This is a genomic window from Patulibacter sp. SYSU D01012 (assembly GCF_017916475.1).
Lineage (GTDB): Bacteria > Actinomycetota > Thermoleophilia > Solirubrobacterales > Solirubrobacteraceae > Patulibacter.
Genome location: NZ_JAFMTB010000001.1, coordinates 1,934,319 through 1,950,305, shown reverse-complemented (window position 1 = coordinate 1,950,305; position 15,987 = coordinate 1,934,319). Strand labels below are relative to the sequence as shown.

The window sequence follows — 15,987 nt, the reverse complement described above, 5'->3', positions numbered from 1 at the left end:
CCGGGTCAGTCCAGGTTCAGGCCGTCGAGCCAGCCGCGGCGCTCCTCGCGGAAGCGCTGCGCCCATCGCGGCGTGATCTGCTCGAGCAGCTCGAGCTGCTTGCCGACCCAGGCCACGCGCGGATCGCCGTGCTCGTCGCGGTTGGCGATCTCCCAGTCCGTGGCCATCTGGCGCGTGACGTCCTCGAAGATCCAGTACAGGACCTCCTGCACGTCCGTGGTCTCGCGCCGCTCGAGCTCGACCCCGCGGTCGCGGATCGTCCAGATCCACCGGTCCTCGAAGTGCAGCACGCACGGGTACGCGCCGTTCACGATGTACCCGAACGTCGGCAGCGTCTTCAGCGGCGCGCCGATCATGTTCGCCAGGTCCAGGACGCCGCCGGCGAGCTGCGCGAGGAGCGGGTTGGCTGCCGGAAGGGCCACGGGGGGGACAGTAGCGCCGCTCCCCGCGGAACTTGAGGGGATTCGGCCGATGTTCGGCGGCGGGGGCGCCGGCCGCGCGAGCCGTCGACCGATCGTCGAGGCTCAGCTGTCGGTCATCGTGAACGCCGGATCGCTCAGGGGGTGCGTCGCGCTCTCGAAGAAGAAGAGGTCGACGTCGGGGAGGGCGTTCGCCAGCTCCCGCTGCCGCGCCCGGTTCTGCGCCGGCCCCTTGTCCCGGATCCCGACCGCGATGCAGCGCCCCGCGTGACGGTTGAGGGCCCGCGCCAGGTGCTCGTCCTGCGGGCTGAGGCTGTGGCCGAACACGACGACGGGGCCGGTGTCCCGACGGAGCTCCCGCAGGCAGTGGAGCAGGTAGTCGTTCCCGTGGATGGCTTCGAGCTTGTCGGCCCAGTCGCCCTCGGTCACCAGGAGCGGACGTGCCGTCGGCTCCCCCGCGATCGGTTTGCCGAACTGGTCCAGGATGCTGCGCCGACGGTTGGTCAGCTTGCGCGTCACCCCCGCAGCGTCGACGACCAGGTGCAGGGCGCCGTGGAGGTAGAACGTCTGCGTCGACGAGGTGTCCCCCACCACGTCCGCGTTCCGGGGGTCGAACTCGGCGCGGCCGTTCGACCAGAGCCGGTCCTTGAACCCGTCGAAGGTCGGCCCCTCCTCCGCGGTGCCCGAGGCTGCGGCCCAGTAGATCCCCAGGTCGTAGCTCGTCGTGAACACCCGGCGGTACGACCGGAGCACCTCGCGCAGTCCACGGCGTGCCTCGAGCGGGAACCGGCCGAGCGGCGGATGCACCCCGCGCACGGCCGCCCCGAGGGAGTCCTGCACGCGCCCGTAGAACTCGAGGAGATGCTCGGAGGCGTCCCCGATGGCGTCAGCGACGAGGATCGCCGAGGAGAGCGCGGCGAGGACGAGCTCGAAGTTCTCGGTGTCGATCGCCGCGAAGAGGGCCTGCTCCGTCGGATCGAGCCGCCCGGCCTCGCACGCCTCGTCGAACAGGCTCGTGTAGCCGAAGTCGGCGCACAGGTGCATGCTCAGGCCGTTGCCGACCAGGAGGGTCCTCCACTCGTGCTCGTCCTCGAGCGCCGACCACGTGGCCAACGAGCCGTCCAGTGCGTGCCCCATGCTCGGTCCGATCATAGGTCGCGCCGTCCGTGCCGCTCCGGTGGACGCGCAGGCTCCCGGCGCGCCGCGGACGTGCCACGGGCGCGGGCCGGGGCGCACCCGAGACGACGAAGGCCCCGTCGTTCGACGGGGCCTTCGGTCTCCTAGGAGCGGATGATGGGACTCGAACCCACGACCTTCTGCATGGCAAGCAGACGCTCTAGCCAACTGAGCTACATCCGCGCTGGCCCGGAGGAATATAGCGAAGCGCTCCGGGGCGTGTCGGCTGCCTGCCGGGCGCCGGGCGAGCGCGTAGGCTTGGGGCCGTGATCGCCCTTTCCGCCGCCGTTTCCGCCCGATGAACGACGCGCCGCGCGTCGAGCACGGCGAGGCGATGACGGATCTGTGGGATCTGCCGGATCCCCTGGCGGCGGCGGGATACGACGAGCGGGTCGCGGCGGAGCTGGCGCCGCTGCTGACGGAGGGCCGCTTCCCCGCGCGCGTCGCGCGGATCGAGTACGGCGGGATCCACCTGGTCACCGCGGAGGGCCGCCGGCCCGGCGTCGGGCGGCTGGGCCGCACGGCGGAGCTGCCGGACGACCGTGCGGACACGCCGCTGGCGGTCGGCGACTGGGTGGCCGCGGAGCGCGACAAGAGCCGGGACCGCCTGCTGGCCGTCGCCGTCGCGCCGCGGCGCACGCGGGTCGGGCGCCGCGATCCGTCGCGCGAGCTGCTCGAGCAGGTGCTGGCGTCGAACGTCGCCGCGGTGCTGGCGGTCCACGCGCTCGACCGGCCCCTCAACCCGGGGCGCATCGAGCGCGCGATCGTGCTGGCGCACGAGGGCGGCGTGCAGCCGATCGTGGTGGCGACGAAGGCGGACCTGGACCTGCCCGACGCCGTCCGGGCCATCCGCGACGAGATGCCGCCGGACATCCCGTTCGTGGCGGTCTCCAAGCGGGACGGCCGCGGCTTCGACGATCTCGAGGCGCTCCTCCCCCGCGGCGCCACGACCGCGCTCATCGGGGAGTCCGGCGCCGGCAAGTCGTCGATCGTCAACGTGCTCATCGGACGCGAGGTGCTCGCGACGGGCTCCGTCCGTGCGACGGACGCCAAGGGCCGCCACACGACGACGGCCCGCGAGCTCGTCCCCCTGGGCGGCGGCACGTGCCTGCTGGACACCCCCGGCACCCGTGAGCTGGGCCTGGTCCGCGACACCGGCGGCCTGGACGCGGCGTTCCCGGACGTCGTCGACCTGGCGCACGCGTGCCGCTTCGCCGACTGCCGCCACGACCGCGAGGCCGGCTGCGCCGTGCGCGCGGCGGTCGAGGCCGGCGAGCTGGCCGAGGCGCGGCGTCGGTCGTTCCTGGAGCTGCGTGCCGAGGTCGAGGAGCTCGCGGAGAAGCGCGAGGACCGCGAGCGGCGGATCGGCGAGGGCAAGCGGCCGCGCCGCTAGCGGCTACGCGGCCGGCGCGCCGCTCTGCAGGTACAGGTAGCCGTGCTCGTCGGCGACGGCGTTCGGGTCGACGTCGCCCGGCTGCAGCTCGCCCAGGGCGTTGCCCGTGCCGGTCGCGCGGACGCCGTCCGACTCGCGCTCGAGGTCGACCTCGAAGCGGTACCACGTCAGCTCCCACGCCACGACGATCTGCATCCGCGCGCCCTCGAGCGTGCGGACGGTGACCCACGGCGCGCCGAGCGTCCGCGCGATGCCGGACAGGGTGCGCGGGTGCTCGGAGTGGTTGTACAGGTCGATCGCGCGGGCGGCCATCCGGTCGCCCGAGGTGGCGACCTGCGCGTGGCTGCCGGTCGCCGTCGTCGCGTACGCGGCCAGCGGCGCGGCGGCGGGCTCCTCCTCGAGCGCCAGGCCCTCGATCTCGTCCTCGAGGCGGTGCACGCGCCGGGGCTCGGGCCGCGGGTCGTCCTCGAACTCCGGCCGCGCGGCGGCCGTCTGGCTGCGCCGCTGGGCCGAGCGCTGCGCGGCCGACTGCGGTCCGGGCGCGGGACGGCGACGGCCGCCCGGCTTGCGGCCCTTGCGCAGCCGCGAGAGCAGCGAGCGGCCCGGACGATCGGGCTCGAGTGTCGGGGCGTCGTTCACGCCGACGCGGATCCAGCCGGCGTGCAGGGCCCGCGGGACGCAGAGCTCGCAGACCTCGTGTCGCTGCCCGTCGTGGAGGAAGATCTCCGGCTGCTCACCGCGCAGCAGGTGGCGGTCGCAGATCGCGCAGACCTCGTAGTTCCCGGGCGACGACACCCGTCGAGGCTAGCAGCGGTCAGACGGTGACGCCGTCGTCCGGACCGAGCCGCGAGCGGAGTCGGAGGACCGCCTTCGTGTGCAGCTGCGAGGCCCGCGACTCGGTCACGCCGAGGACCTCGCCGATCTCGCGCAGCGTCAGGTTCTCGTAGTAGTAGAGGGCGATCACGACCTTCTCCCGCTCGGGAAGCCGGTCGATCGCGTCGCCGATCTGGTCGCGCAGCGCCTGCTCGTCGACGAGGGCCGCCGGGTCGGGCGCGCCCTCGTCCTCGATCGTGTCCAGGAGCGACACCTGGTCGCCGCTGGCGTCGCCGACGGACCACAGCTCGTCGAGCGCGTGGATCGTCGACTGCGACACCTGCACGAGCGAGTCCTGGAACTCGCGCACGGAGACGTCGAGCGCGGTGGCCATCTCCTCGTCGGTGGGCGCCCGGTGCAGCTGGTGCTCCAGCCGGGAGTGCGTGCGCTCGATCTCGCGGGCGCGCTGGCGCACGGAGCGCGGCACCCAGTCCTGCGAGCGCAGCTCGTCGATGATCGCGCCGCGGATCCGGGTGACCGCGTAGGTCTCGAAGCGCACCTCGCGCGTGATGTCGTAGCGGTCGACGGCGGTCGTCAGCCCCTCGAGGCCGTACGAGATGAGGTCGCCCTCCTCCACGTGCGGGGGCAGCGACGCCGCCACCCGGCCGGCGACCCACTTGACCAGCGGCGAGTAGATGAGCACCAGCCGCTCGCGGGCGGCGCGGTCGTCGCCCTCGCGCACGCGGCGCCACAGCTCGCGGAGGTCGTGGGGACGGGGCTCGGCCTGCACCAGGGGTCGATCGCGGACAGCGGGGACGGGGGATCGTCGCTGGGCCCGCACCGGCATCCCGGGCTAGGCCCGCGGGTGGCTGCGCCGGTAGGCGGACTTCAGCCGGCTCGACTCTACTCGAGTGTAGACCTGGGTCGTGGACAGCCGGGCGTGGCCGAGCAGCTCCTGGATCGCACGCAGGTCGGCGCCGCCGTCGAGCAGGTGGGTGGCGAACGAGTGCCGCAGCGCGTGCGGGTGCAGGTCGGTCGGCAGGCCCGCCGCACGGACCCACAGGTGCATCCGCCGGCGCACGTCGCTCGTCGACAGCCGGCGGCCGCGGCGCGAGAGCAGCAGCGCGGGCTCGGCCGCCCCGTCCGCGGGGGCGACCGCGAGCGCCGGCCGGCCGCGGGCCAGGTAGCGCCGCACCGCGTCGGCGGCGGGATCGCCCAGCGGCAGCGTGCGGGTGCGCTCGCCCTTGCCCGTCACGCGCAGCTGCGCGCCGTCCAGGTCGACGTCGACGACGTCCAGGCGCACGAGCTCGGCGGCGCGCAGCCCCGATCCGTAGGCGATCTCCAGCATCACGCGGTCGCGCAGCGCCAGGGCGTCGTCGTCGGCGGGGATGCGGTCGAGCAGACGGGCGGCGTCGTCCGGCTTGACGACGCGCGGCAGGTGCTGCGGGCGCCGCGGGCCCGGAGCGAGCTCGGCGGGGTTGCCCTCGGCCAGGCCGGCGCGCTCGAAGGCGCGGAACGCGCCACGCAGCGCGGACAGCGCCCGGGTGACGGTGGACGCCGCGGCGCCGCCCTCCGTCAGCGACTGCGTGTAGCGGCGGACGGTGCGGACGTCGACGGCGGACGGCGCGTCCGTGCCCCGCGCGGCGCACCAGCGCGCGAAGCGCTCCAGGTCGCCGGCGTAGGCGCGACGGGTGCGCTCCGCGGCGCCCCGGCGGACGCCGTCGGTTTCGAGCACCTCGAGCGCGCGGCGCCACGCCTCGGGCAGCGGCCTATCCTCTGGAGTCGTGGGCACGTTCTTCATCGACACGGATTCCGGGCGGGTCGCGACGCGGCGGCAGCTCATGACCGCCGGCCTCGCCGACGCCGTCGACGACCCGGCGCGCCCGTGGCTGCAGATCCGCGCGAACGTCGACGCCTCGACGCTCTGGTACGCGGTGCTGCGGCGCCGGGAGCGCGGGATCTGGCTCGGCACGATGGCCTTTCGGCACGGCGACCACCACTCCTCCCTGCTCGAGCGGGGCTGGGAGGAGGTCCCGGTCGACGAGATCGCGGCGTTCGGCCCGGAGTCGCCGGACGGCCAGGGCGAGAGCATCCGCGACATCGACGACGCGATCCGCGCGCTGGCGGCCCAGGAGGGCGGCCACGACGACACGGTGCGCGCCCTGGGGGGCGACGTGGACCGCCGGCCCGACGGCGTCCGCTAGACGGGCCCGGACGGTCCGCACGCCGGATCGCCGGCGCGCCGGTCCGCCCGCGCCCGGGTGGGGCCGCCCGCCGGTCGGTCCGGCTCCGACCCGCGCGGGCGCTCGGGCCGCGGCGGCGCTCAGAGGATCCAGATCGGCGTGCCGACCGGCACGCGCGGGAACAGGTCGATCACGTCCGGCACGTGCATCCGCAGACAGCCGTGCGAGGCGTTCGTGCCGATCGACGCGTCGTCGCTCGTGCCGTGGATGCCGACGCCGTCGTAGATGCCCATCCACCGCGCCTTGATCGGGTTCTGCGGATCGCCCGCGGGGATGACCTTGCCGGCCAGGTCGCCGGCCCACTCGGACTGGGGGACGTGCCAGGCGGGGTTGGCGTCCTTGTTGGCGATCGTGTACTGGCCGGCCGGCGTGTCGTGGCCGGCCTTGCCGACGGAGATGCCGTAGGTCTTCGCGACCTTCAGGTTCTTGTAGAGCGTCAGCTTGAACGTCGAGCGGTTGGCCACGAGCACCGTCGAGTACTGCTTGCGGACGTCGGCCGTCGTCGTCTTCGGCTGCTCCTTGTCCACGACCGCCCGGATGCGGTGCGGGGCCGACGGCACGCGCAGCGCCTTGCGGATGCGGGCGGCGACGCGCTTGCGGTCCAGCTCGACGCCGGTGCGCCCCTCGTGGACCTCCAGCGTGCCGGAGTCGAACGTGACGGAGGCCTCGCGCGGCGCGCGCTTGACGTCGCGCTCCATCCGGTCCAGCAGCTTGGAGACGGCGGCCGTGGAGTACGAGCTGGACGGCTCGTACTCGCGCGAGATCTTCTTCCCGGCGACGCGGCGGTAGACGCGCTCGAACGCGTTGCCCTCGGTCGCCAGGCGGCTCGCCTGCGCGACCGCGTCGTCCACGTCGACCCGGACCTTCGCGTCCGCGGACGTCAGGGTCCACGCCCGGGCGCCGTAGCGGACGCGGACGGGCTGGCCGCGCTCCTCGAGGAGCGTGCGCGTGGCCTTCTGCCGGGCCGCCTCGACGGTCAGCCCGCCGACGTCGACGCCGCCGATGTGGACGCCGGCGGGGATCTTCTTCGGCGTCGAGGCGTCGGCGACGAGCACGCCCCCGCACGCGACGAGGAGGACGGCCAGGACGGTGGCGAGGACGAGGAGGGGACGTTGACGCATGGGAGACCGCGCGGATGATAACGGTGGTCGGCTGGGGCGTGCCGGGCCCGCAAGCCCCGTCCCGTCCGCGGTCGTACGCCGTCAGCCGCGCCGGAGCAGTCCGTCGATCGCCGCCAGCACCCGCGGGCGCCCCGGACCGGCGGCCTCGTGCGCCCGCAGCGCGGTGAGCGCGGCCGGCTCGAGCGAGGGCAGCAGGGGCAGCAGCGCGTCCTCGGGGAGGGCGCCGACGTCGGGCTCGGCGGGCGTCACCGCCGGGGCGGGCGCGGCGCGCGCGGCGGGGCTGGAGCGCAGGAACGCCTCGACCTCGGCGACGTACGGCTCGCCCGTCCCCAGGCCGCCGGCCGCCGTCGCGGAGCCGAGGCGGCGGCGGTCCCGGCGCGCCGTCGCCGCCGTGGTCAGCGCCTCGCGCGTCGTCGCGCGGTAGGCGAACCCCGTCGCCTTCAGCCGCCGAGCGTCGACGCCGCGTCCCCGGAGCAGCTGGCCCGCCAGCTCGGGGGCCGCGGGCAGGCCGGCGCGCGCCAGGAGGCCGGCGAGCAGGCCGGCGCCCCACGGCGGCAGCACGGGCGCGTGCGCCCGACCGAGCGCGGCCAGGGCCTCCGAGAGGGCCAGCGTGCCGTCGGCCGCGACGAGGAACGTTCCGTCCAGGCCGCCGCCGGCGACGTGGGCGACGGCACGTGCGGCGTCGTCCTCCCCCACGACCTGCAGCGGCGGATCGAAGCCGAGGATGGTCGGGAGCAGCGGCAGGCGGTCCGCCGCCGCGAGCACGCCGGCGCCCGCCGGCCCGACCGGGTCGGCCAGCCGCAGCAGCGCCAGGCCGACGCCCGGTCGCGCCGCGGCGGCCGTGGCCAGCGCGTCCTCGACCGCGGCGAGCGGCGCCGCGAGCCCCGCGGACCGCGGTGGCGGCACCGGCGTGTCCTCGCGCAGGAACGCCGGCAGGCGGGCGTCCCAGCCGTAGCGGTGCAGCGAGCCGACGGCGACGACCCGGCGGACGGGCGACTCCGGGGCCGCGATCGCGTCGGCGAGCGCCCGCGTGGTGGGCGCGTGGGCGCTCAGGGCCGCGGGGTCGAGCGGCGCGAGCGCCGCGGCGGCCCGCAGGTCCACGACGACGTCGGGCGCGGTGCCGGCGACCACCCGGCCCAGGCCGGCGGCGTCGCGGCCCAGGCGGACGAACTCGGCCCGCGCGAAGGGCACGCCGGGCGGTCGCTCGTCGACCGCGACGACGGTGGCGACGTCGTCCCGTGCCTCGAGCGCGCGGACGACCAGCGCCCCCAGCCGGCCCGCGCCGGCCGTCAGCAGGATCCGGGCGCCGCTCACGTCCACCGCGACCGTCGCTCGCGGGTCATGTCGGCGTGCTCGTGGCGCAGGCGGCGGGCGACGGAGAGCGCGAGCCGCTCGGCGTCGCCGGGGCCGTGGTCGGTGCGCGGGGCGAGGGTCCGCAGGCGCAGCCGGGCCGGCAGGTACGCCAGCAGGGCGAGCGGTCCCAGGTGCGGGAAGGCGAGCGTCACGGGCAGGCGGCGGCCGCCGGGCAACGGAAGGCGGGCGAGCACCGGCTGCGCGTCGTCGGCGCCGACGGCCGCGACGGGGACGACGGGGACGCCCGTGCGGGCCGCGGCGCGCAGCGCGGGGTGAACGCCCAGGTCGGCGGCGGCCGCGTCGTCGTGGAGGCGGTCGGTGCGCACGGCGTGGACGACGAGCGCGCCCTCGTCGCCGAGCAGGCGGGCCAGGTCGTCCTCGTGGGCCCGGACGGCGCCGGCGCGCGCGAGGGCGACGGACAGCCCGGGCTGCGCGAGCAGCGCCGGGTCGACGGCCAGGCGGCTCTCGCGGCGCCGCGGGTGTTCCTCGCGCACCGCCTTCGCGAGCATCGGCGCGACGGGCGACAGCGCGCCGCCGCCGTTGACGACGAGCAGGGCGCCGCCGGTCGCGGGGATGCGCGCGGCGCCCTCCAGCTCGACGCGGAACCACACCTTGTGCGCGGCGTCCCAGACCGTGCGGTCCAGCAGCGCGGCGAGCCGCGCCGAGCGCCCCCAGTCGTCCAGGTCGCGGTCCGGCTCGACGGCCGGCAGCGTGTCGCGGCCCGCGTCCATGTCAGCCGGTGGTGACCGCGCCCTGGCTGGCGGAGCCGACGAGCTTGGCGTACTTGGCCAGGACGCCGGTGGTGTCGGGCGAGACGGGCGGCGCGTACGCCGCGCAGCGGGCGGCGATCTCGTCGTCGCTCAGCGCGACGGACAGCTCGCGGGCGTCGACGTCGATCGTGACGACGTCGCCCTCGTGGATGGCGGCGATCGGCCCGCGGTGGAACGCCTCGGGCGCGACGTGCCCGACGGTGAACCCGCGCGTGGCGCCCGAGAAGCGGCCGTCCGTGATCAGCGCGACCTCGCCCGAGATGCCCATGCCGGAGATGGCGCTCGTGACGGAGAGCATCTCGCGCATGCCGGGACCGCCCTGCGGCCCCTCGTTGCGGATGACGACGACGTCGCCGGGGCGGATCCCGCCGGCCACGACGGTCTTCATCGCCTCCTCCTCGCGCTCGAACACGCGAGCCGGCCCCTGGTGGCGGCGGCGCTCGTGCCCGGAGAGCTTCACGACGCACCCCTCGGGGGCCAGGTTGCCGCGCAGGATGGCCAGGCCACCGGACGTCTTGATCGGGTCGTCGAGGGGCCGGATGACGCGCTGCCCCGGGGTCTCGCCCGCGTCGCTCGCGAGCTCGCCGACCGTCGGGCCGGTGACCGTGGGCAGGTCCTCGTGCAGCGCGCCGAGCGTCTTCAGGCGGTGCATGAAGACGGGCGTGCCGCCGGCGTGCCACATCTCGACGGCGTTGTAGCGCCCGCCGGGCAGCAGGTCGCAGAGCAGCGGCGTGGAGCGGCTGATGCGGTCGAAGTCGTCGATGTCGAAGTCGACGCCGGCCTCCTTCGCGACCGCGAGCAGGTGCAGGACGGCGTTCGTGGAGCCGCCCGAGCCCGCGACGGCCGCGACGGCGTTCTGCAGCGACTCCTTCGTGATGAGGTCGCTCGGGCGCAGGTCGCGGCGCAGGACCTCCATCGCGAGCTCGCCGGCGCGGAAGGCGACCTCGGCCTTGCTCGGCGCCTGGGCGTGGACCATCGCGGCGCCGGCGGGGCTGATGCCCATCGCCTCGAACGCCATCGACATCGTGTTGGCGGTGAACTGCCCGCCGCACGCGCCGGCGCCGGGGCTGGCGACGTTCTCCAGCTCGTCGAGCTCCTCGTCGGTGATCTTGCCGGCGGCGTGCCGGCCGACGGCCTCGAAGACGCTCTGGATCGTGACCTCCTGCCCGTGCAGGTGGCCGGGCGGGACGGAGCCGCCGTAGAGCATCAGCCCGGGGATGTTCAGGCGGGCGAGCGCCATCACGCCCGCCGGGATCGTCTTGTCGCAGCCGGTGATGACGACGAGGCCGTCGAAGAGGTGCCCGCGCGCGACGAGCTCGATGGAGTCGGCGATGACCTCGCGCGAGACGAGCGACGTCTTCATGCCGCTCGTGCCCATCGTGATCCCGTCCGAGATCGCGACGTGGTTGAGCTCCATCGGCGTGCCGCCGGCGGCCCGGATGCCCTCCTTGACCTTCGCGGCGAGCACCCGGTGGTTGAAGTTGCACGGCATGGTCTCGATCCAGCCGTGCGCGACGCCGATGATCGGCTTGCGGAGGGCGTCGTTGTCGAAGCCGATGCCCTTCAGGTACGTGCGGGCGGCCGCGCGGTGGGGCCCCTCGGTCACCTGCCGGCTGTTGCGCTTGAGATCGACGTCGGGGTGCGTGCTGCTCATGCCGGCGCGAACGCTACTCCCCCGTACCCCCGCAGCGGGCGCGGGCGGCCCGCACCCGGCCGCCGCGGCCGGGTGCGGGCCGAGGGACGCTCCGGCGTCGGTGGCCGGCCCGGAGCGGACGGCCGGTTCACGCGGGGCGGCCCGCTCAGGCGGTGCGGCCGTCGGCGGGGGCGTCGAGGCGCGCGGCGCGGACGACGGCGGCGTAGCGCTCGGCGCGCTCGCGCTCCCACTCCCGCAGCCGCCACAGGTCGCGGCGGACGGCGCGGCGCGACAGGTCGCTCCCGGGCGTGGCGATGTGCGCGGCGGCGACGACGCCGGGCTCGTCGCCGGTCAGCGCCATCCAGTGGGCGAGCAGATCGTCGGACGGCGCCAGCTCCTCGGCCGTGCTCCCGGCCAGCTCGACGGCGCACTCCCCCAGCAGCGTCGTGGTCTGCGGCAGGTACACGACGTGCGGGCGGTGCGGGTAGACGAGGTAGGCGTAGGCGACGCCGGGCGCGGGCCGGCGGCCGGCCGGCGCCGGCGCCCGGCCCAGTGTGCCCCACACGCGCACGAAGCCGAGGTCGCGGTACATCTCCCACGACTCGAGGTCCAGGCAGGTGCGCAGCAGCTCGCGCGCGGTCCGCTCGGCGTCGCGACGCTCGGCCCGGCCGTCGTGGCCCTCCGCCAGCCAGGCGCGGGCGGCGCGCGCCCGGGACGCGACGGCGGCGGGGCCTCCGCCGGCGACGAGCCGCAGCGCGGTCACGAGGGCGCCGAGCGCGACGACGGCGACGAGCACGGCGGTCACGGCGTGGCGAGGGCGTCGGGGACGGGAGCGACGGCGTCGGCGACGCCGGCCGCGAGGGCGCGCAGGGCGGGCAGGTCGAGCGCGTCGACCGGGCCGGCGCCGGCGCCGACGTCGCGCAGCCCGCGGCGCACGGCCTCGCCCGCGACGGCGCGCGCGACGCGGGCGGCGCGCTCCAGGCCGTCGCCGAGCGCCAAGCGCGCCGCGAGCGTCGACGAGTGGGTGCAGCCCGAGCCGTGCGCCGCGCCGTCGGGGTGGCGCTCGCCGGCGAAGCGGCGGACGCTGCCGTCCGGCAGCAGGAGCGTGTCGGCCGCGACGCCGCGGTGCCCGCCGGTGATCAGGACGGCGCTCGGGCCCAGGGCGGCGATCGCGCGGGCGACCTCCTCCACGCGGGCGTCGTCGTCGGCGCGCTCGGGGTCGTCGGCCAGCCCGGCGAGCGCCAGGGCCTCGGGCAGGTTCGGCGTGACGACGGTCGTCCGCGGCAGCAGGCCCTCGACCAGGTCGCGGTGCGCGGCCGGCTCGAGGAGGCGGGCGCCCGACTCGGCGACCATCACGGGGTCGAGGACGACGGGCGTCCCGGCGGGCAGCAGGCCGAGCGCCTCGACGACCGCCGCGATCGACGCCTGTGTGCCGACCATCCCGATCTTGACCGCGTCGACGCCGAGGTCCTCGACGACCACCCGCACCTGCTCGACGATCATCGCCGGAGAGACCTGCTCGATCCGGGTCACCGCGACGGTGCTCTGCGCCGTCAGGCCGACGATGGCGCTCGTCCCGTGGACGCCCTGAGCGGCGAAGGCCTTCAGGTCGGCCTGGATCCCGGCGCCGCCGCCCGAGTCGGACGTGGCGATGGTCAGGCAGACGGGCGTGCGATCGACCATGTCGCTCCGAGGCTACCGCGCCCGGGCCGCGCCGGAGCAGGGCCCGTGCGTCCAGGCGGGAGGGCGGTCCGGCGCGCGCGGGCACGGCGTCCCGGTCCGCCCCTCACGCCCGCCGCGTGCCGGCCGGGACCAGCTCCAGCTCCCCGGTCAGCGCGCGGCGCAGCCGGCCCGTCGCCTCGAGCTGCCCGAGGCCGGCGAGCACGGCGGCGGCGTCGTGCTCGGCGACGAGCCGCTCGATGGTGGTCGGTCCGGCGAGGAGGGCCTCGGCGACGGTGCGCGCGCCGCCCTCCAGCCCGACGAGCGGGTCGCGGGCGCCGAGCTCGAGCGCCAGCTGCTCGTCGAGCCCCAGGAGGGCGAGGACGTCGCGCGGCTCGCACACGACCTGCGCGTCGGGCTCGGGCCCCCGGATCAGGTCGTTCGTCCCGGCGTGCCGCGGCGACCGGACCGGGCCGGGGACGGCGGCGAGCACCCGGCCGGCGCCCTGCGCCAGATCCGCGGTGATGAGCGAGCCCGACCCCCGGGCCGCCGCGACGACGATCGTGGCGTCGGCCAGCCCGGCGATGATGCGGTTGCGGGCCGGGAACCCCCACTTGCGCGGCGTCGTGCCGGGCGGCAGCTCGCCCACGACCACGCCCTCGCGGCCGATGCGGCGGTGCAGCACGCGCAGCGTCGCGGGCGACGGGCGCTCGACCCCGCCCGCCAGCACCGCGATCGTGCGCGCGCCGCCGCGGGCCGTCGCCGCCAGCGCGCCCTCGTGCGCGGCGGCGTCGATGCCGAAGGCCATCCCGCTGACGACCGCCACGCCCACGGCCGCGAGCGCCTCCGCCAGGTCGCGCGCGACCTGCCGCGACTCCTCCGGTGCCTTGCGCGAGCCGACGATCGCCACCGTCGCCCGCACGGCGTCCGGGTCGAGGGCGGCCTGGAGCCGTTCGACGCCCCCGAGGACGTGGAGGACGTGCGGCGGGTCGAACAGGCCCTGCAGCCGCGGCGGGTACGCGGCGTCGTGCCGGCAGACCGCCTCGACGCCGTGCTCCCGCTCGTCGGCCGCGGCGGCGGACAGGAGCGCGTCCTCCGACGCGGCGAGGGCCGGCGGCGGGCCCTGGCCACGGTCGCCGGCGGCGGCGACGAGCTCGTGGTCCTCCAGCGCGAGGATGCCGGGGACGCGGCGCCCCCGGAAGCGCCGGTCCAGGCCGGGGCCCAGCTCGACGAGCATCCGCGCGCGCCGCAGGCAGGAGGAGCAGGCCCTCACGCCGTCACCTCCTCGTCGTCCTGCTCGACCCGCTGGCGCAGGTGCAGCGCCTCCCCCAGGTGCTCCTCGGCGACGGTCTCCGCGGCCGCCAGGTCCGCGATCGTGCGCGCCAGGCGCAGGACCCGTGCGCGGCCGCGGGCGGAGAGCGCCCCGCCCAGGTAGCAGGCCTCGAGGGTGCGGGCCGCCGCCGGGCTGAGGTCGGCCTCGAGGGGGCGGGGCCCCGCGGTGCGGCGCCGCTCGCCCCGGAAGGCGCGCGCCGCGAGGACCCGGCCGCGCACCGCCGCGCTGCCCTCTCCCGGCGGGCCGCCGATCTCCTCCGCCGACGGGCGCGGGCAGCCGACGTGCAGGTCGATCCGGTCCAGGAGCGGGCCGGACAGCTTGCGGCGGTAGCGCTCCAGGTCGGCCGGTCCGCAGCGGCAGCGGACGGTGCCGCCGTGCCCGCAGGGGCACGGGTTGGCGGCGGCGACGAGCAGCGCGCGGGACGGGAACGTCCGCGTGCGCCCCTGGCGGACGAGCCGGACGCGGCCGTCCTCGAGCGGCTGACGCAGCGCCTCCAGCGCGTCGCGGCGGAACTCCGGCAGCTCGTCGAGGAACAGGACGCCGCGGTGGGCCAGGGTCAGCTCGCCGGGACGCGCGACGCTCCCGCCGCCGACGAGGCCGGCCGCGGAGGTGCCGTGGTGCGGCGCGCGGAACGGGCGCTCGCGGACGAGCCCGGCGCCGTCGTGCAGCCCGCAGACGCTGTGGATCCGCGTGACCTCGAGGGCCTCGCCGGTCCGCATCGGCGGGAGCAGGCCGGGCAGCCGCCGGGCGAGCATGGTCTTGCCGGTCCCGGGCGGCCCCATGAGCAACAGGCTGTGGCCGCCGGCGGCCGCCACCTCCAGCGCGCGGCGGGCCGTCGCCTGCCCCCGCACGTCGGCGAGGTCCGGCCCGGCCGGGGGCAGCGGCTCGTCCTCGTCCGGCGCCGCCGCCGGACGATCGTCGCGGCCCCGGGCGGCGAGCGCCCACACGGCCTCGCGCAACGTGCCGACGCCGCGCACCGCGAGACCGGGCACGAGCGCCGCCTCGTCGCACTGCTCGCGGGGCAGGACGACCGCCTGCAGCCCGGCGGCGTGCGCCCCCTCAGCGACGACGAGCGCGCCGCGTCCGGCGCGGACCATCCCACCGAGGGAGAGCTCGCCGACGACCGCGTTGGCGTCCAGGTCGACGCCCGGCGCCTGCCCGCTCGCCGCGAGCAGCCCCACCGCGATCGCCAGATCGAACCCCGGCCCGCCCTTCGGCAGGCTCGCGGGCGCCAGGTTGACAGTGATCCGCCGCTGCGGCAGCTCGTAGCCCTGGTTGCCCAGCGCCGAGCGCACCCGCTCGCGCGACTCGCGCAGCGCCAGGTCGCCCAGGCCGACGATCGTGAAGGACGGCAGCCCGGGCCGCACGTCGACCTCGACGACCACGGGCCGCGGCTCCAGGCCGTCGATGGTGAAGGTGTGCACGCGGGCCAACATGGCGGCCACGGTAGGAGCGCGCCCTGTGCCCGGACCACCGCCGGACGGTGCCGGAACCGCACCGGAACTGCCGCGCCTCGGCGCCGCGGCGATCCGCGCGCGAGCCGGCACGCTTCCGGCACGGATGGGCCCCGGAGACGGCACGGCGCGGACGCCTAGCGTCGGCGGCGTGTCCACCCCGTCCGCCGTCCCCTCGCCCGGCGACCGCCCGTCGCGGCCCGTCCCGCCCCCGCCCGGCGGCCCGCCCCGCCGACGCTCGCCCGCCCCCGCGCCGGACATGCGGCCCACGACCGGTCGTCGCGGCGAGCGGCTGGCGCGCGAGCACCTCGAGCGCCTCGGGCTGACGATCCTCGCGGAACGAGCCCGCACGCGCTGGGGCGAGATCGACCTGGTCGCGCACGACGACCGCGCCATCGTCTTCTGCGAGGTGAAGACCCGCGTGGCGCGCGGCGGCGGGGTGCCGTGGTCGTCGCTGCACGAGCGCAAGCGGCGGCAGGTGCGGCGGCTCGCGGCGGCGTGGCTGGCGGAGCACCCCGGCCGCCCGACGGGCCGCGACGTGCGCTTCGACGCGATCGGGGTGGTGCTGGACCCGGACGGCCGACTCGTGCGGCTGGACCACGTGGAGGCGGCGTTCTGAG

General features: G+C 76.8%; 16 protein-coding genes and 1 tRNA gene. 3 read left to right on the top strand and 14 right to left on the bottom strand.

The features are described 5' to 3' along the window. Positions 1 to 5: 5 nt before the first annotated feature. From J3P29_RS08935 to J3P29_RS08925, 3 genes are all read right to left on the bottom strand, one after another. A complete protein-coding gene (locus J3P29_RS08935; protein ID WP_210492760.1) occupies positions 6 to 422 on the bottom strand; it encodes an Imm63 family immunity protein in 417 nt (138 codons plus the stop codon). Between the two features lie 102 nt (positions 423 to 524). After that, entirely contained in the window at positions 525 to 1,556 is a 1,032-nt protein-coding gene (locus J3P29_RS08930; RefSeq protein ID WP_210492759.1) for a DUF4917 family protein, read from the bottom strand. 148 nt (positions 1,557 to 1,704) lie between these two features. After that, positions 1,705 to 1,778, bottom strand: a tRNA-Gly gene (locus J3P29_RS08925). A gap of 115 nt (positions 1,779 to 1,893) precedes the next feature. Between J3P29_RS08925 and rsgA the strand changes: the two genes are divergently transcribed. After that, entirely contained in the window at positions 1,894 to 2,988 is a 1,095-nt protein-coding gene (gene rsgA, locus J3P29_RS08920; RefSeq protein ID WP_210492758.1) for a ribosome small subunit-dependent GTPase A, read from the top strand. Between the two features lie 3 nt (positions 2,989 to 2,991). On the opposite strand, the gene J3P29_RS08915 is transcribed toward rsgA, so the two are convergent. The 3 genes from J3P29_RS08915 to J3P29_RS08905 form a co-directional block, all read right to left on the bottom strand. Beyond that, positions 2,992 to 3,783, bottom strand: coding sequence for a hypothetical protein (locus tag J3P29_RS08915; protein WP_210492756.1), 792 nt, complete (start codon positions 3,781 to 3,783; stop codon positions 2,992 to 2,994). A gap of 19 nt (positions 3,784 to 3,802) precedes the next feature. Beyond that, the gene (locus J3P29_RS08910; protein WP_349239792.1) at positions 3,803 to 4,591 is read right to left on the bottom strand and encodes a FliA/WhiG family RNA polymerase sigma factor; all 789 of its coding nucleotides are present in this window, start codon (positions 4,589 to 4,591) and stop codon (positions 3,803 to 3,805) included. 63 nt (positions 4,592 to 4,654) lie between these two features. After that, positions 4,655 to 5,602 carry a tyrosine-type recombinase/integrase gene (locus J3P29_RS08905; protein ID WP_210492754.1) on the bottom strand — a complete coding sequence of 316 codons (948 nt, stop codon included), beginning with the start codon at positions 5,600 to 5,602 and terminating at the stop codon, positions 4,655 to 4,657. On the opposite strand from J3P29_RS08905, the gene J3P29_RS08900 reads away from it, so the two are divergent. Next, entirely contained in the window at positions 5,586 to 6,005 is a 420-nt protein-coding gene (locus J3P29_RS08900) for a hypothetical protein (protein WP_210492753.1), read from the top strand. The genes J3P29_RS08905 and J3P29_RS08900 overlap by 17 nt on opposite strands. A gap of 119 nt (positions 6,006 to 6,124) precedes the next feature. Here J3P29_RS08900 and J3P29_RS08895 read toward each other — a convergent pair whose 3' ends face one another. The 8 genes from J3P29_RS08895 to J3P29_RS08860 all read right to left on the bottom strand — a co-directional run bounded on the left by J3P29_RS08895 (position 6,125) and on the right by J3P29_RS08860 (position 15,349). After that, positions 6,125 to 7,165, bottom strand: a complete 1,041-nt coding sequence (locus J3P29_RS08895; RefSeq protein ID WP_210492752.1) for a L,D-transpeptidase family protein — start codon at positions 7,163 to 7,165, stop codon at positions 6,125 to 6,127. 81 nt (positions 7,166 to 7,246) lie between these two features. Beyond that, a complete protein-coding gene (locus J3P29_RS08890; protein ID WP_210492751.1) occupies positions 7,247 to 8,479 on the bottom strand; it encodes an NAD-dependent epimerase/dehydratase family protein in 1,233 nt (410 codons plus the stop codon). Continuing rightward, positions 8,476 to 9,249, bottom strand: a complete 774-nt coding sequence (locus tag J3P29_RS08885; protein ID WP_210492749.1) for a hypothetical protein — start codon at positions 9,247 to 9,249, stop codon at positions 8,476 to 8,478. Before J3P29_RS08885 ends, J3P29_RS08890 begins: the two co-directional genes overlap by 4 nt. 1 nt (position 9,250) lies before the next feature. Continuing rightward, a complete protein-coding gene (gene ilvD, locus J3P29_RS08880) occupies positions 9,251 to 10,942 on the bottom strand; it encodes a dihydroxy-acid dehydratase (protein WP_210492748.1) in 1,692 nt (563 codons plus the stop codon). A 145-nt stretch (positions 10,943 to 11,087) separates the two neighbouring features. Next, the gene (locus J3P29_RS08875) at positions 11,088 to 11,726 is read right to left on the bottom strand and encodes a hypothetical protein (protein ID WP_210492747.1); all 639 of its coding nucleotides are present in this window, start codon (positions 11,724 to 11,726) and stop codon (positions 11,088 to 11,090) included. Next, positions 11,723 to 12,604 carry a bifunctional hydroxymethylpyrimidine kinase/phosphomethylpyrimidine kinase gene (gene thiD / locus J3P29_RS08870; RefSeq protein ID WP_210492746.1) on the bottom strand — a complete coding sequence of 294 codons (882 nt, stop codon included), beginning with the start codon at positions 12,602 to 12,604 and terminating at the stop codon, positions 11,723 to 11,725. The genes J3P29_RS08875 and thiD overlap by 4 nt, the downstream gene beginning before the upstream one ends. 103 nt (positions 12,605 to 12,707) lie before the next feature. After that, positions 12,708 to 13,853 carry a DNA-processing protein DprA gene (locus tag J3P29_RS08865; protein ID WP_210492745.1) on the bottom strand — a complete coding sequence of 382 codons (1,146 nt, stop codon included), beginning with the start codon at positions 13,851 to 13,853 and terminating at the stop codon, positions 12,708 to 12,710. Beyond that, positions 13,850 to 15,349: a YifB family Mg chelatase-like AAA ATPase gene (locus J3P29_RS08860; protein WP_210492744.1), complete on the bottom strand. Its 1,500-nt coding sequence runs from the start codon at positions 15,347 to 15,349 to the stop codon at positions 13,850 to 13,852. The genes J3P29_RS08865 and J3P29_RS08860 overlap by 4 nt, the downstream gene beginning before the upstream one ends. Before the next feature lie 169 nt (positions 15,350 to 15,518). Between J3P29_RS08860 and J3P29_RS08855 the strand changes: the two genes are divergently transcribed. Further along, positions 15,519 to 15,986, top strand: a complete 468-nt coding sequence (locus J3P29_RS08855; RefSeq protein ID WP_210492743.1) for a YraN family protein — start codon at positions 15,519 to 15,521, stop codon at positions 15,984 to 15,986. Position 15,987 lies beyond the last annotated feature (1 nt).

Excerpts from the sequence above, each read along its gene's own strand:
- J3P29_RS08930 (WP_210492759.1), bottom strand. The coding sequence starts at position 1,556 with ATGGGGCACGCACTGGACGGCTCGTTGGCCACGTGGTCGGCGCTCGAG.
- rsgA (WP_210492758.1), top strand. The coding sequence starts at position 1,894 with ATGAACGACGCGCCGCGCGTCGAGCACGGCGAGGCGATGACGGATCTG.
- J3P29_RS08905 (WP_210492754.1), bottom strand. The coding sequence starts at position 5,602 with ATGAAGAACGTGCCCACGACTCCAGAGGATAGGCCGCTGCCCGAGGCG.
- J3P29_RS08895 (WP_210492752.1), bottom strand. The coding sequence starts at position 7,165 with ATGCGTCAACGTCCCCTCCTCGTCCTCGCCACCGTCCTGGCCGTCCTC.
- J3P29_RS08885 (WP_210492749.1), bottom strand. The coding sequence starts at position 9,249 with ATGGACGCGGGCCGCGACACGCTGCCGGCCGTCGAGCCGGACCGCGAC.
- ilvD (WP_210492748.1), bottom strand. The coding sequence starts at position 10,942 with ATGAGCAGCACGCACCCCGACGTCGATCTCAAGCGCAACAGCCGGCAG.
- thiD (WP_210492746.1), bottom strand. The coding sequence starts at position 12,604 with ATGGTCGATCGCACGCCCGTCTGCCTGACCATCGCCACGTCCGACTCG.
- J3P29_RS08860 (WP_210492744.1), bottom strand. The coding sequence starts at position 15,349 with ATGTTGGCCCGCGTGCACACCTTCACCATCGACGGCCTGGAGCCGCGG.